This window comes from Streptomyces sp. P9(2023), assembly GCF_032436795.1.
Classification (GTDB): Bacteria; Actinomycetota; Actinomycetes; order Streptomycetales; family Streptomycetaceae; genus Streptomyces.
The window spans coordinates 1-350 of the sequence record NZ_JAUPWM010000245.1; the positions used below are offsets into that span (position 1 = coordinate 1).

Annotated in this window: 1 protein-coding gene; it reads right to left on the reverse strand. The window is 52.3% G+C overall.

All coding sequences use genetic code 11. The features are described 5' to 3' along the window. The coding region (locus tag Q5762_RS37510) for a transposase (protein WP_315896788.1) at positions 1-350 on the reverse strand (350 nt) is incomplete at both ends.

Here is a 350-nt window from a genome sequence, read left to right on the forward strand (position 1 = left end):
GTCGCCACTGTTTTGGTGCTCTCGTAGCAGATTCACCAGTGGCTGGAACACCTTAGCGGACTTCATGACGTAATTCGCCAGCGTCGCCCGAGAGAGTTCGCCGCCGTAGCGACGGAGCATTGTCTCAATGCGATAGAGCGGTAGGCCATCGACGTATTTTGAAGTGATGGCATGAGTAATCAGGCCCGTACTGCCAAGCGAACCTGGAAGTGGGTGTTTTGGTAGCTCAGCAGCGACTATGGATTGACCATCTTCGTTATTGAACACGGCCTTTTCTTGCATGTACTCCAGTACACGAACCTTAGCGGGCACGATATCAAGCTCTTCTTTCACTTTGGCGAAGAAGGTGC